This window comes from Microbacterium sp. NPDC080005 (assembly GCF_040702445.1).
Classification (GTDB): domain Bacteria; phylum Actinomycetota; class Actinomycetes; order Actinomycetales; family Microbacteriaceae; genus Microbacterium; species Microbacterium oleivorans_D.
On the sequence record NZ_JBFBLD010000001.1, the window covers coordinates 397,803 to 411,581 of the forward strand.

At 64.2% G+C, this 13,779-nt stretch carries 11 protein-coding genes and 1 tRNA gene; 8 read left to right on the forward strand and 4 right to left on the reverse strand.

Annotated elements, in window-relative coordinates; genetic code table 11:
• Nucleotides 1–40 precede the first annotated feature (40 nt).
• From AB0259_RS01925 to AB0259_RS01950, 6 genes are all read left to right on the forward strand, one after another.
• Nucleotides 41–112: transfer RNA gene (locus AB0259_RS01925), tRNA-Arg, on the forward strand.
• 205 nt (nucleotides 113–317) lie between these two features.
• On the forward strand, nucleotides 318–2,267 hold the full coding sequence (locus AB0259_RS01930; protein ID WP_366220995.1) for a class I SAM-dependent DNA methyltransferase: 1,950 nt from the start codon (nucleotides 318–320) through the stop codon (nucleotides 2,265–2,267).
• Complete coding sequence (locus tag AB0259_RS01935) at nucleotides 2,264–3,496, forward strand: hypothetical protein (RefSeq protein ID WP_366220994.1); 1,233 nt, start codon at nucleotides 2,264–2,266, stop codon at nucleotides 3,494–3,496. Before AB0259_RS01930 ends, AB0259_RS01935 begins: the two co-directional genes overlap by 4 nt.
• Entirely contained in the window at nucleotides 3,493–6,621 is a 3,129-nt protein-coding gene (locus AB0259_RS01940; RefSeq protein WP_366220993.1) for a DEAD/DEAH box helicase family protein, read from the forward strand. The genes AB0259_RS01935 and AB0259_RS01940 overlap by 4 nt, the downstream gene beginning before the upstream one ends.
• Nucleotides 6,618–7,643 (forward strand): restriction endonuclease, encoded by a 1,026-nt coding sequence (locus tag AB0259_RS01945; RefSeq protein ID WP_366220992.1) that lies wholly within the window; start codon nucleotides 6,618–6,620, stop codon nucleotides 7,641–7,643. Before AB0259_RS01940 ends, AB0259_RS01945 begins: the two co-directional genes overlap by 4 nt.
• 73 nt (nucleotides 7,644–7,716) lie before the next feature.
• Nucleotides 7,717–7,842 (forward strand): hypothetical protein, encoded by a 126-nt coding sequence (locus AB0259_RS01950; RefSeq protein WP_366220991.1) that lies wholly within the window; start codon nucleotides 7,717–7,719, stop codon nucleotides 7,840–7,842.
• A gap of 587 nt (nucleotides 7,843–8,429) precedes the next feature.
• On the opposite strand, the gene AB0259_RS01955 is transcribed toward AB0259_RS01950, so the two are convergent.
• Together AB0259_RS01955 and AB0259_RS01960 are read right to left on the reverse strand one after the other, a co-directional pair.
• Nucleotides 8,430–8,708: a DUF3850 domain-containing protein gene (locus AB0259_RS01955; RefSeq protein WP_366220989.1), complete on the reverse strand. Its 279-nt coding sequence runs from the start codon at nucleotides 8,706–8,708 to the stop codon at nucleotides 8,430–8,432.
• Nucleotides 8,695–10,773 carry a hypothetical protein gene (locus AB0259_RS01960; RefSeq protein WP_366220988.1) on the reverse strand — a complete coding sequence of 693 codons (2,079 nt, stop codon included), beginning with the start codon at nucleotides 10,771–10,773 and terminating at the stop codon, nucleotides 8,695–8,697. Before AB0259_RS01960 ends, AB0259_RS01955 begins: the two co-directional genes overlap by 14 nt.
• 217 nt (nucleotides 10,774–10,990) lie before the next feature.
• Here AB0259_RS01960 and AB0259_RS01965 point away from each other — a divergent pair, with 217 nt between their 5' ends.
• Together AB0259_RS01965 and AB0259_RS01970 are read left to right on the forward strand one after the other, a co-directional pair.
• Nucleotides 10,991–11,263, forward strand: a complete 273-nt coding sequence (locus AB0259_RS01965) for a hypothetical protein (RefSeq protein ID WP_366220987.1) — start codon at nucleotides 10,991–10,993, stop codon at nucleotides 11,261–11,263.
• Between the two features lie 78 nt (nucleotides 11,264–11,341).
• On the forward strand, nucleotides 11,342–12,163 hold the full coding sequence (locus AB0259_RS01970; protein ID WP_366220984.1) for an SDR family NAD(P)-dependent oxidoreductase: 822 nt from the start codon (nucleotides 11,342–11,344) through the stop codon (nucleotides 12,161–12,163).
• 38 nt (nucleotides 12,164–12,201) lie between these two features.
• Here AB0259_RS01970 and AB0259_RS01975 read toward each other — a convergent pair whose 3' ends face one another.
• Both AB0259_RS01975 and AB0259_RS01980 read right to left on the reverse strand, forming a co-directional pair.
• Nucleotides 12,202–13,029 (reverse strand): nuclease-related domain-containing protein, encoded by an 828-nt coding sequence (locus tag AB0259_RS01975; RefSeq protein WP_366235752.1) that lies wholly within the window; start codon nucleotides 13,027–13,029, stop codon nucleotides 12,202–12,204.
• Nucleotides 13,030–13,069: 40 nt separating this feature from the next.
• A complete protein-coding gene (locus AB0259_RS01980; protein WP_366220983.1) occupies nucleotides 13,070–13,693 on the reverse strand; it encodes a cyclodeaminase/cyclohydrolase family protein in 624 nt (207 codons plus the stop codon).
• Between the last annotated feature and the right edge of the window lie 86 nt (nucleotides 13,694–13,779).

Consider the following 13,779-nt stretch of genomic DNA (forward strand, 5'->3'; position numbering starts at 1 on the left):
ACCTACCGGACGCCGGGGGATCGGTAGACTCGACGGGCCAGCCTCTGTAGCTCAATGGAAGAGCAGTTCCGTCCTAAGGAAACGGTTGGGGGTTCGAGTCCCTCCAGGGGCACCGAAGCTGCCATCCTCTTTCATGCAGTCGCGCCCTCCGCGGAGACCCGCGATCATCTCAGATGTCGATGCGCGGCCCGAGTCTCACCCCAGTCGCCATCTGACAACGAGGGCGGAACGCGTTCCTGCCACGAATGGGTCAGGATGAATGAATCGCGGCCGCTCGGCCGTTCGATCTTCGAGCTCTACAGCAGGAGTGCCCACCTGTGGTGAATCACGTCGCCTTCATTTGGAATATCGCCGAGTCTCTTCGCGGCCCGTTCAAGCCCTCGGAGTACGGATCGGTCGTGCTGCCGTTCACCGTGCTCCGCCGCCTGGATGCGGTACTCGCCGACACCAAACCCGCCGTCCTCGAGGCGGCGAAGGGCATCGAGTCGCTCCCCGAGATGCTCCAGACGATCAAGCTCGCCGAGGCGGCCGGCCACCAGTTCTACAACACTTCCCCGTTCGACTTCGCCAAGCTGGTCGCCGACCCGGCCGACCTCCGTGCGAACCTCTCCGCATACCTGGCCGGGTTCTCCCCGAACGTGCGGGACATCTTCGAGCGGTTCGAGTTTGACAAGACGCTGAACAAGCTGGCGGAGAAGAACAAGCTGTTCGCGGTGACGGAGAAGTTCGCGCAGGCCGACTTCCACCCCCGCACGGTCAGCAACATCCAAATGGGTCTGGTGTTCGAGGAGCTGATCCGCTTCGCGAACGAGAAGTCGAACGAGACTGCCGGCGACCACTACACCCCCCGCGAAGTCATCAAGCTCATGGTCGAGCTGCTGTTCGCGCTCGACGACGACGCCCTGTCGAAGTCGGGGGTGGTGCGGTCCATCTACGATCCGACCGCCGGCACCGGCGGCATGCTGTCGGTCGCCGACGAGTACCTCCGAACCTTGAATCCGGGGATCCAGCTGAGCCTGTACGGGCAGGACTACAACGACGCCTCGTACGCGATCTGCAAGGCCGACATGGTCATCAAGGGCCAGGGCGTCGACAACATCGCCCTCGGCGACACCCTCACCGAAGACCACTTCGACGACAAGAAGTTCGACTACGGCCTGTCCAACCCGCCGTTCGGCGTCGACTGGAAAGACCAGCGCACCTACGTCGACGACGAACACACCAAACTCGGCTTCAACGGACGCTTCGGCCCCGGCACTCCCGCCGTCAGCGACGGCGCGATGCTGTTCCTGCTGCATCTGGTGTCGAAGATGCGCAAGCCCGAAGACGGCGGCTCCCGCATGGCGATCGTCCTCAACGGGTCGCCGCTGTTCTCCGGCGGTGCCGGCGGCGGCGAGTCGAACATTCGCAAGTGGCTGCTCGACAACGACCTCGTCGAGGCGATCATCGGGCTGCCGAAGGACATGTTCTACAACACCGGCATCTCCACCTACATCTGGGTCCTCACCAACCGCAAGGACGAAAACCGCAAGGGCCGTGTGCAGCTCATCGACGGTCGGGAGATGTTCACCAAGCTCCGCAAAGGGCTCGGCTCCAAGCGCAACGAACTCTCCCCGAAGAACATCGAGACCATTGTCGGCCTATACGCCGGGTTTGAGGAGGGCGAGCACTCGAAGATCTTCGGAAACGAGGACTTCCTCTACCGCAGCGTCACCGTCGAACGCCCCCTCAAGCTCAACTGGCACGCCACCCCCGAACGCATCGACACCGTCTTCGACACCAAGGCCATCCAGAAACTGAGCGAGGCGCATGCCGCAGCCTTGCGTGCTGCGCTCGACCGGCTCGGAACCGAAACGGTCTGGAAGAACCGGGCCGAATTCCAGAAGGTGCTGAAAGATGCCGCGAAAGCCGAGAGCCTTACCCTCCCCGCGCCGCTGCTTAAGGTCGTGACGACGGAGCTCGGCGAGCAGGACGACACCGCCGACACCTGCACCGATCCAAAGGGGAACCCGGAACCGGACGCGTCGCTCCGCGACACCGAGAACGTGCCCTGGGACGAGGATGTCGACACCTACGTCGCCCGCGAAGTCCTTCCGTACGCGCCCGACGCATGGGTCGACCACTCCAAGACCAAGGAAGGCGCGGAGATCCCCTTCGCCCGCCACTTCTACCAATACATCCCGCCGCGCCCGCTCGAGGAGATCGACCGCGACCTCGATGCCGTCATGGACCAACTCCGCACAATGCTCGTCGAGGTGGAGCGGTGAGCGAGGTTGCCTTCGGCCGTACCGTGCGGCTGGCCACTGAAAGGTCCACGATTCGGAGCGAGTTCCGGATTGGTCTCGAAGCAGTCGAGAAGGCGACCGGTCGACTGAGCTTCGACCCCGACGTGCAGTACGACGGCGACGGGATTAGCTTCCGTCGCGGCGACGTGCTGTTCGGCAAGCTCCGTCCGAACCTACGCAAGGCCTGGCTCGCGGACACGGACGGCGATGCGGTGGGCGACTTCCACGTCTACCGTCCGGTTCCAAATCTGATGACGAGCCGGTACCTCGCCTACCTGGTCCTGTCCGAGCCCTTCCTTGAGCCGGTGATCGCCTCCGTCTACGGGGCGAAGATGCCGCGGGCGGACTGGGGTGAGGTTCGGAACATCAAAGTGTGGGTTCCGGGCATCGATGCGCAGCGGGCGATTGCGGACTACCTGGATCGGGAGACGGCGCAGATCGACGCGTTCATCGCTAAGAACGAGGAACTCATCACCCTCCTCACCGAACGCCGCGCTGCTGTTACTGCCCAAGCGGTGACGCGCGGCATCGAGGAGTCCGCGGCACTAAAGGAGTCAGGATTCGGATGGCTCGGCAGGATTCCGGAAGACTGGGAAGTCGTGCGGGTCAAGTTCGCTGTTCGCTCTCTTCCCGGGTTCGCGTTCGCGAGCGGCGATTTCGTTCACGATAGCGGGGCGACGCGCTTGCTCCGCGGCATCAACGTCGGAGTGGGATCCATCTCGTGGGGGGAGACGGTCGGGGTCGACAACCCGCCACGATATGTTGAGAGCCGCTACAGGCTCAACGAAGGTGATCTCGTGCTCGGGATGGACCGGCCGGTGATCAGCGGGGGACTCCGTGTCGCCTCGGTAGGTCAAGGGGACGCCGGCGCGCTGCTCGTTCAACGAGTGCTCCGACTCAGAGGCACCCGTGTTCGCAATGACTACCTTGAGTACTCGTTGGCATGGGGTGGGTTCGCGATGTACATAGAGCCCGATTTCACCGGTGTCAGCGTGCCCCACATGAGCGAACGGCAGGTCGGCAACTTCACCATTGCCTTCCCGGACCTGTGCACGCAGGCACGCATCGTGGAGCACATTCAAGATCAACATTCAGCGATCGACACCGCTCTTAACGCCGCGCGGCGATCCATCGAGTTGATGCGTGAACGTCGTGCCGCGCTGATTTCGGCGGCGGTGACGGGCAAGATCGACGTGGGGGTGGCTGCATGAGCGGCATTGCGGGGGCACATCTGGAGTCGGTGCTGGAGAACGAGATCGCCGAGCACCTTGCAGCGAACGGCTGGCTGTACTCGCCGACCGACGCCGGCTACGACCGTGAGCTCGCGCTGTTTCCCGAGGACGTGCTCGGCTGGCTCAAGGATTCGCAGCCGACCGAGTTCGCGAAGGTCGTCCGCCCCGAAGACACCGAGGCACAGCGAAACGGCGCGGGCGACAGCATCCTGAATCGGCTCGCGAAGTCGCTGGATCTGGACCCCTTGAAGAACGGCGGGACGATCCGGATTCTGCACGAGGGCTTCTCGATCGTGCCGATGCATGGTGGTGCGGTGAAGTTCCGTCTGGCGCAGTTCCGGCCGGCGACGACCAACAACCCTGAAACGCTTGACACCTACGCGAAGATGCGGGTGCGGGTGATGCGTCAGGTCCACTACTCGGCGAAGCATCCGAACAAGGCGTTGGATCTGGTGCTGTTCGTCAACGGCATCCCGGTCGCGACAGTGGAGTTGAAGACGGACTTCACGCAGGCGATCGACAACGCGGTGGACCAGTACCGGTTCGACCGGTCGCCGACGGGTGAGCCGTTGTTCGGGTTTGCCAAGCGGTCGCTCGTGCATTTCGTAGTGTCAAATTCCGAGGTGCGGATGACGACGAAGCTCGCAGGAGCCGCGACTCGGTTCTTGCCCTTCAATAGGGGTGCGGATGAGGGAGCGGGGAACCCGGCCAACCCTGACGGCTCCGCATCCTCCTACTTCTGGGAGGAGATCCTGCAGCGCGACACCTGGTTGCAGCTGCTGGCTTCGTTCGTGCACCTACAGGTCGAGGTCGACGTCGATCCCGACACGGGTAAGAAATCGAAGTCGGAGAAGGTGCTGTTCCCCCGATACCACCAGTGGCGCGCCGTGACGCGGCTTGTCGAGGCGGCGCGGGCTGAAGGTGCGGGCAACCGGTACCTGGTGCAGCACTCGGCGGGATCGGGAAAGACGAACTCGATCTCGTGGCTCGCGCACCGTCTCTCCCAGCTCCACGACGACCACAACGCACGGGTGTTCGACACGGTCGTGGTGGTTACCGACCGGACGGTGCTGGACAAGCAGCTGCAGGATGCGATCGGCCAGTTCGAGAAGCAGGCCGGCGTGGTGCAGTCGATCACGAAGGATGCGGGGGAGTCGAAGTCGAAGCAGCTCGCCGCAGCGTTGACCGGTGGCAAGAACATCGTGATCGTGACGATTCAGTCGTTCGAGGCGCTCATCACCGCGATCCAGACCCTGCCGGAGTTGCAGGGGCGCCGGTTCGCGGTGATCGCGGACGAGGCCCACTCATCTCAGACCGGATCGACCGCCGGCGCGCTGACCAAGGTGCTCTCACCGGACGAGCAGGCCGCGGCCGCGGAAGGCGCACCGATCAACGCGGAGGCGTATCTGCAGTGGGCGATGGAGGTCACCGCAGCTGCTCCCAATATCTCTTACTTCGCGTTCACCGCGACCCCCAAGGCAAAGACCCTCGAGCTGTTCGGGCGAGTCCCGGAGGATGCGGGCCCGGATGCGACGCCGGAGCCGTTCGACCTGTACTCGATGCAGCAGGCGATCGAGGAGGGCTTCATCCTCGACGTCTTGCAGAACTACACCCCGTACAAAGTGGCGTGGAAGCTTCAGCATCCCGACTCCGACTACGACGATGGCGGCGAGGTCGACGAGTCGACGGCGGTGAAGGCGCTTGTGCAGTACGTGCGACTGCATCCAACGAACATCAGCCAGAAGGCGAAGATCGTCGTCGACCATTTCCGCACCTTCGTGCAGCCACTGTTGGACCACAAGGCGAAGGCGATGGTGGTCACAGGCTCGCGAGTGGAGGCCGTGCGGTGGAAGAAGTACCTCGACGCCTACATCGCAGATGCGGGAATGCAGGGTGTGCGATCGCTGGTCGCGTTCTCGGGCACGGTCGAGGATCCGGAGGATGTCGGTGAGGGGCTGACGGAGCGCACCCAGAACCCGGGGGTGCCGTCGGATCTCTCGGAGGCGTTCAAGCCGGCGACGTTCAACGTGATGATCGTCGCGGAGAAGTTTCAGACCGGGTTTGACCAGCCTCGACTCGTTGCGATGTACGTCGACAAGAGACTCGGTGGCGTCCAGGCCGTGCAGACTCTGTCGAGGTTGAACCGGACCTATCCGGGCAAAGACAAGACGTTTGTCCTCGACTTCGTAAACGACCCTCAGGAGGTGCTGGACGCGTTCCTGCCGTACTACAGGAAGGCGACGCTCACCGCGACGACCGACCCAAACCTGATTTACGACCTTGTCGTCAAGCTTGACTCGTCGGGGATCTATGACATGTCGGAGGTTGAGCAGGCGTTCGACGCTGCCCTCTTCGGTGGGGTCAATGCGAACTCGAAGGTGTCGGCGGCCACGAAGCCGGCCGTGGATCGGTTCCAGAAGCGCTGGGTCGCCGCGGTGCTCGATGATGACAAGGCCGAGCAAGACGAGCTGCGCCTGTTCAAGGCGGATGTAGGCAACTTTGTGAAGTTCTACGACTTCATCTCGCAGGCCCGCAACCTCGAAGACACCGACCTGCCGCGCCGGCACTACTTCTTCCGCCGCATCCTTCCGCAACTTTCGACCGCGACGCTCCTCGAACCCGTCGACATCTCGGATGTCACCCTTGTCGGCTACAAGATCAGCGCGGGCGAGTCCGTGAAGCTGAATCTCGAGCAGGGTCCGGGGCTGGATCCGATCACGGCGATCGGATCGGGCGCGATCCACGAGAAGCATCGCAGCGCACTCGAGGAAATCATCCAGAAGCTCAACGAACGCCTTGGCGATAAGTACGGCGTCGGCGTCATCGACCTGCAGATGAACCACATTGTGGGGAAGCTTGCGTTGGACGTCGATCTTGCCAACCAGGCAGCGGTGAACAGTCCGCAGCAGTTTGCCGAGTCGCCGGCGCTGCCGAAGGCGTTCACCAAGGCGCTGCTCAGCGTGCGGGACGAGACGCCGGCCTTCATCGACGACCTGTTCGGCGAAGGCGGGCTGTTCTCCGACCTGAGCAAGGCGCTGCCCGCGATGCTTTACGAGCACTTGAAAGCCAAGGCAACTTCGAGCCCCGCGGGAGGCGATGCGTGAACATCTGGGGAGTCCACAACAACACCCTCACGACCGAGCTCGTGGACGAGGGGTTCATCAGTCTCGGTTGGGACAACCTGGGTGATCTGCAATCCATTGGTGGAGGGCGTGAAGGCCTGAAGGGCGCGCTCACAGAAGCGGAGCCCGACGCCAAACCGCGCTCGATCGCGGGGCAGGCAGGTGTGCTCACCCGCTTTCGCGATGAAATGCGTGTGGGTGATGTCATCGTGGCCCCCTACAAGCCCGACTCCACCATCAACCTCGGGCTCGTGGTGAGCGAGTATTACTTCGAACCGACTGCAGAGACACACAAGCACAGGCGCCGTGTGGAATGGAAGCGCGTCGGTCTCCCGCGCACCGTTTTCTCCCAGGCTGCGTTGTACGAAATAGGTTCTGTACTCGCAGTGTTCCGCGTCCGTCGTCACGGGGATGAATTCCTCGCCGCGTTGGACAGCCCGGAGGATTCCTTGGATGAGCTCGCCAAGACAATCGACCTGGCGGCAGACCAATCGGCGAGCGATGACGAAGCCGATGAGCCGCGAGCATCCCGAATCGAGCGACACACTCGTGACTTCGTACTCGAGACTCTGCATAGGAAACTAAGCCACCAGGACTTCGAGGAGTTCACGGCGGCGCTGCTGCGCGCGGTTGGTTACCAAGCACGAGTGACTCAGTACTCCCAGGACGGCGGAGTCGACGTGATCGCGCACCGCGACCCCCTCGGAGTCGAACCACCCCAGATCAAGGTTCAGTGCAAACACCGCACAGGCACAGTGGGCGCACCTGACGTCCAACAGCTCATAGGCACGCAGGGTCCAGGCGAGCTCTCTCTGTTCGTAACTCTCGGAAGCTACTCGCGTGATGCTCTTGCGATCGAGCGGCAACGCCCTGGACTCCGACTTTTGTCCGGCGAGGATGTCGTCACGATGGTGCTCGAAAACTATTCGGAACTACCCGAGTCGTGGCGTGCCGTCATTCCCCTCACGCGAGTCCTCGTCGTAGCGGACATTGCCGAGGGCTGACATCCAACATCAAGGCGCTCAGCGCGGACGGCAGTGGTCGAAGCTCAACTCGCGCATCGCGATCAGGCTGCACATGGCCGTCAACGTCGAGGGCGATCTCGCCGCCCGCGCCGCCGTACTCGCCCGGTACAGGTACATGCTCGCCCACACCGGCGAGAACGCCCAACGCGCCTGCGTCGTCTCGCTCGTCTTGCGTTGATCGGCGCAGATCGAAGCCAACCGCGCTCGTCTGATCGCGCAGCGGTTGGCGTCGCACGGCGGCTCCCCGCCGAGCGTAGAAGTGCTGCAGCAGATCGCCCGCCGTGCGCGGGTGGTGGTGCGCCCGATCGAACCGGCCGATCTCGATAAGGTGTGGCAAGGGGCGCGCCTCCGCGACGAGACCGAAGCGATCGGTCCGAGTTCGGTCACCCGTGCGCGCATTCCATTCACTGCGACATACCCGCGAGCCCTCCACCTGGACCTGATTGCTGGCGGGCGATCGTTGACGCGGACGAGTGGTCCACATCCTGCAGCGGAAGATTCAGCGCTGCGTCGCTAAGCGGTGCCGCGTCCGCTATCGCCAGCACGGAGGGGCTTTTAAGATGACCGGTCACGCCGGCGCGGGTGGAACAAAGATGCCGCGCGTCGCGCCCGCGGCGCTGGCGTCGTGGCGGCGTCGGGTGCATCCGTCTGCGGCACATCAAACGATATCTGTGACTCGCGCGGGCCACGTGTGGACTGTCGTCAAGTTGATTCGCGAGGACGTAGTCCGGCGTCGATGAGCTCAGCCGGTGATCGCCCAGGGCGCTAGGAGACGACGCTATGCCGGCGAACCGAGAGGATGCAGAAGTCTTGGTGCAGGCCCTCAGCCGAGACGGCGCATGGAACCTGAGCTGATGTGATGGATGTGACATCGAGCATTAGCTCAGCTCCTGTGAATTCACCCTCGTCGGGACGGTATTCCTTGAGCAGGAGCTGGTCACCGACTCGGAAATCACGGTCATTGCGGCGCAACTCGTGGGTGCGAACTCCAGTTGATAACGGGCCGAAGAAGGTTGGCCAGCTCTTCAGTTCATGAAGCACCATGTCCTCCCCCCGGTTCGATGAAGCTCACTAGGTCGATATTGAGTCTAGCTTCGGCGACCGACACCGGGCGGGTTGCGAGGGACTCAAGGGAGTCACCCTCCACATCTGCCTGCGGTTGCGAATCGATCTCGTGTGAGCCCGACCAGTACTCCACGTTGGACAACGTTCGATCGGTGCGTGGCAACTCATCGAGTAGCCCGCGCAGGAACCCCTCGCAGATGACCCTAACTTCGTCGACGAGAGCGTTGTCGTCAAAAAACCCCTCGACGTAACTGTCGAGGAAGATCACGCCGACCACTGCCGACGCAGATTCCTGCAGCACTGGGATCGCCAGAAGCGACCGCACGTCGGCCGACATCGGCCGCGCCGCAGACTCCAACTCCAGGTGATCCATGTTGGCTCTCACCTCGTCCGACCTGCTTCCTGTGCGGGACTTCACTGTCCGCCGCGTTAGGAATGCCTGTCCGATCAATCCGTTCCTGGTCGGGAAGGTACGACCTGCGGTGGACTCCTGATCCTCGAGATTTAGACCCCGATAATCGCAGCACTGCTGAAGCACTGTCTCATTCCCAATCGCGACCGCTCGATGCAACGTCACGCGGAGACGTCGGGACGCATCATGCGTCTGAGCAAGGTGATCTGCGATAGCACCGCACACTCCTGCCGCGAGCACCCTCGTCACTGCCGGGAGATGCTCGCGGTTCCAATGCGCCTTCTCATCGGGCAGCGGCACCCCGAGCGGCCGGTCGAAGTAGCCTCCACCCCATCGGACGGAGTCGTCCTGTCGACACCGGGTCCGAAGGTCAGGGTCGACCGGCTCGTTGTCAGGCGTCATTACCGTTTTCCGTAGGTCGCCGCCCAACACGCGCGCAAGATTCTCAAACGGCTTGGGTCCGTGCCTGAGCACAACGTGGTCGCCGCCGATCGCCTCTGCCTCCTTGATGCCTTCCAGATCACCCGCGCGCAAATCAAATCCTCCGACGACGAACAGCATCCATGCAAGTAGCTGGTTCTGGAACGAGACACGACGCCCCTCGAAGAGTTCCACCAGCCCATAATTCTCCCGAAGCTGCATAACGGCAGCGGTGTCGTGACGCAGCCGTCGCCGCAGCCGCGACTCCGCTAGCTGTGCATCGGTCTGATGAGCTTGCCAAGCCTCCTCGAACGCGGGAATCGCGCTGGCGCCAGGTTCGAGTGTGGCTTTCACTTCGCGAAGCGCCCCCACGAAGCTCGTCATCCCCTCGAACAACTCTCCGAGAATCCTGTCTTGCCTGAAGTTCATAATCCGCAAGCGGAAGAGGTCAATCCAGCCGCCGTCTCCGTATCCAGAGACCAGATAGTCAGTCCTGGTTCTGTCTAGCGCAGGTTGGGCCAGTGTTTCGTTCCTCCAATATGAGAACGCTCCATCAACCTCGGTGCCGAACCCCGTAGCCAACACAACCAGGTCGAAGGTCTCGCGGTTGCCACTCCGTGCATCTTCGCCCTTCACCCTGGCAGGTTCGCGGACATCCCTCTCCTGACCTATCCACTCGATGACGAACTTGTCCTCAACCCGATCGACCCGACTACGGCCCACATTGCAGAACAAGCGCGCGGAGAACTCCTCCTTGACGGTGGCGAGCAATTCGCGCCAGGCAGACTCGACTTGGACTACGACATCGCTAGCTCGGGCCGCCGTCCAGTTCAGGACGGGTAGCCCAGCAGATGACGCTTGGCTCCCGGGAGCTGGCCAGTCATAGATGTGGGGATGAAGCCAACGAGAGTCCGCGCCTTGCTGCAGGGGCAGAATGGAGTCCCTTTGCTCGAGGATGGTGACGTCCGCCGGAATATCCTTGCCCGCGAGGCCGGCTACAAACGACAACCCTGCAAATCCTGCGCCGATGACGGCAATCCGAGGCCGCTTCTCCGGCGCCAGCAAGTCCGCGTGCTCGAGCGCCCACACAAGATTGAGCGCCCGGACCTGTTGGCTCAGCACGGTCACAGCGCTGTCAAACAGCCCGACGCCGTACATCTCCAGGGTTGGCACAAGTCGGTAACAGTCAAGCAATGCGCCGTCATCAGTCATTGCACTGTCTCCTGTTGCGCTGCCCACAAGTGAACGGTAGCCGCCCATGCGTCTCGCATTCGGGCATGACAAGGGGAAGAGTAGTCGAGTCGGCCACAGCCGAGTTCGACATCCGGGAGCCGCCGTCCCCCCAATACCGCAGCATCGGCTGTTCACTCCCACCGTCCGCGACGCCGTCTTCGCGCGCAGCGGAGACTCTACTACGGTACCGCTCACCGTGGTCCGCGACGGCAACCGCACCCTGCACGCCGTCGGCACCGGCGTGCGCTACCGAGGAGCGGATGCCGACAACCTGCTCGAAACTTTCGACGCGCCCCTCATGGCACCCGGCGAAGGCAGGCTCCTGACGTTCGACAACCGCCAGCCCGACCTGTCCCTCGGGTGGGATGTGAACCACCACAACGATGTGTGGGGCACGAACTTCCCCACGTGGTTCGGTGACGATGAGAGGTTTGGGTTCCGCTTCACGGGACGCGCGATGAGTCGGTGACGGATACTGGGGCCCTGCACCGGGCAGCCGTGCCGTCAATGGTTTCGCCTCATTCGCCACCCGTGTGACACTCACCCCATGCGCACCATCGTCATCACCGGAGCCAGCGACGGGATCGGGGCCGCGGCATCCCGTCAGCTCGTCGCTCGGGGTCACCGTGTCGTCCTCGTCGGGCGTTCGCCGAAGAAGACGCGGGCGGTCGCGGCTGAGCTCGGCACGCCGTACCACCTGGCGGACTTCTCCGACCTGGCGCAGGTGCGCCGGCTGGCAGGGGAGCTGCTGGATGCGTACTCGCGGATCGACGTGCTCGCGAACAACGCGGGCGGGGTGTTCGGTAAGCGGCAGCTGACGGGCGACGGGTTCGAGCAGACCTTCCAGGTGAACCACCTCGGGCCGTTCCTGCTCACGAACCTGCTGCGCGAGCGGCTGGTCGAGAGCGAGGCATCCGTCATCCAGACCGCGAGCGCGGCGGCGCGGCTGTTCTCGCGCTTCGACGTCACCGACCTCAACGCCGCGCGCCGCTACTCGGGCTGGCGGGCGTACGGCAACGCGAAGCTCGCGAACATCTTGTTCACGCGCGAGCTGCAGCGGCGGTGGGGGAGTGACGGCGTCTCGGCGGTCGCGTTCCACCCCGGCGTGGTCGCGACGAACTTCGCCGGCAACACGGGCGGCGCGCTGCGGTGGATGTACCACAGCCCCCTCGCGCGCCGTGTGCTGACGACGACGGAGGAGGGTGGCAAGCGCCTCGTGTTCCTCGCCGACGGCACCCCGCGCGAGGACTGGCTGCCCGGTGCCTACTACGAGAACGATCGCGTGACGAAGACGCACCGGCTCGCGACCGATCCGCGCCTCGCGCAGGAACTGTGGGAGCGCAGCGCGGAGATGGTGCAGCTCGGCTGAGGTGGCGTGCGGGCGCGAGCATCGCGCCGCGCGAGTCGTTAGCAGAGGAGGCTGGAGTAGAGACCGGTCGCTGCCGGTCCGGCGACGCCGATGATGCCGAGGGAGACCGCGGCGCCCCACAGCATGCGCACGCGTTTCGCGGTCACGACCTCACGCTGCAGGGCAGCGAATCCGGCTGAGTCGGTCGCGGCCGCCACTTCGCTGGTCCACGTCTCGCGGGCTCGTACCACGTCGTTCAGTGTCGATAGCTGACCCGCATCGACGCGCGGCTTCCGCCGCTTCAACCAACGGAGGAGGTCGCTCGCCTCGAGCACCGTCACGTCCTCCTGCTGTTCTCGGACGCTCACCTGCCTCGCGCCGACGATGACAACGACAGCCGCTACCGGAACAGGTCTCCCTGTCGCAGCGGTCAGGAGCTTCTCAGTCCGGCGCGCCTCGTACCGCGCGTTCCGAAGATGGTCCTTCGGCTGGCCATTGACGAACAGGCGGCGGCGTCCGAGCCCGACTCGAGCGCCCTCCTGGTGCTTCGTGTTGATGGTGAAGACGCCGGCGGCCCCGACGACGACATGGTCGATGTCACTACCGCGCGTACCCACCGGGACGGAGTGAACGACCGTCCAACCGTCGCCCAATGACGCGAGCCGACGCGCGACCTCCAACTCACCCAACGCACCGAGGTACCAGGAGCGGGATGCATCGGACAACGGAGAGCGGCCGAGCAGTCGAGCAAGCCACGAGCGTGGTCGGGCCTCCGCTTGTGTGCGAAGGCACTCCGCGATCACCGCAGCGCCAGCAACGGTGCCGAACGCAGTCGGCGGAACGGGGGTGCCGCGAACGGCACCCATCGAGGAAGCTTCCGAGGTCATCGAGCTGAGTCTAAAGATCAGTCCAGCCGGCTACCCGGTCCTACTCGGACGCCCACCCCGCCGCGATGCGGTTGCACTCCGCTCGCGTCTCGCCAAGATCGACGAGGTCCCGTTCGAAATCGGCAACCTGTGGGTCGAGGTGGTCGTCCGCTGTCCGATGCCTGGACAAGAGGTCGAGATTGGCTCGCGCCGTGTGGTTCGTGCCCTCGAGCGCCGCCCGCAGAGCCTCCACCGCGACGCGGAGATCCGCCTCGACGTGCGGATTGCCGATCTCAGACAGCAGCCGGACCTCCTCGAGAAGGGATGCCGCGACCCGGCCGACGTCCAGCGCCGACGCGACGGCATCGACCGTCGCCTCCCGGACCGCCCGCTCCCGGTCGGGACCCTGGTCCATCGCAAGAGCCGCTCCGAAGGCCGCGGACCGGACGCCGTCCTCCTCGGCGACCTCCATCGCCAGGCGCCGCTTGTCGCTGAGTCGATGCTCAGCCTGTCGAGCCTCGAGGTCGTCGGCAGTGTAGGCCGCCACCATCCCGAGCAGCCCCGCGGCGATAGCCGTCATGACGCCGCAGGCAGCGCCTCCGCCCGGCGCGCCCTTCGCCTGGGCGAGACGGTCCACCCATTCGGCGAGCGGCGTCTCTGCGGGGTCGATGTCATCGCTGGCCATGCGACGACGCTACCCGCAGCGACTCCCGGCGACGAAGCGGGCGGGATGACGGCCGGCGAGGGTACGGCCGCGGTCGCCCGCTGCAA